Below are 402 nucleotides of genomic sequence, written 5' to 3'. Positions count from 1 at the left end.
TCCCAAAACCCGTCCCTGATGGCAAACAGGACTGCGACGGGCCCGGGTTCAACGATCAGGGCCGCTCTACGGCCCCCACAGCACTTCGACCGACTGACTCGTTGCACAGATCGACGCACTCGTCGCAGATGAACACCGAGGGCCCTGCAATGAGCTTTCGGACTTCATGCTGGCTCTTTCCACAAAACGAGCAGTAGAGCAACTTACCGCTATCGTCGCCTCTGCCGTTTCTCTCATCTGCCATTGATCTACCTCTGTCTTTGGCTATGCGTGGTATCGCCCGGCCGTACCGGTAACGGCGTCTCCCAAAACCCGTCCCTGATGGCAAACAGGACTGCGACGGGCCCGGGTTCAACGATCAGGGCCGCTCTACGGCCCCCACAGCACTTCGACCGACTGACT

The 402-nt window shown here is 59.7% G+C and carries 1 pseudogene; it reads right to left on the bottom strand.

Going from position 1 to position 402, the window contains the following annotated elements:
• Positions 1 to 91 precede the first annotated feature (91 nt).
• Positions 92 to 244: pseudogene (locus CK486_RS17775) on the bottom strand (ClpX C4-type zinc finger protein); the annotation flags it as partial.
• Positions 245 to 402: the final 158 nt, after the last annotated feature.

The sequence above is a fragment of the Pseudomonas sp. HAR-UPW-AIA-41 genome (assembly GCF_002304225.1).
Classification (GTDB): Bacteria; Pseudomonadota; Gammaproteobacteria; order Pseudomonadales; family Pseudomonadaceae; genus Aquipseudomonas.
Note: the sequence above shows the minus strand (reverse complement) of the source record. Positions and strands in the feature narration are given on the sequence as shown.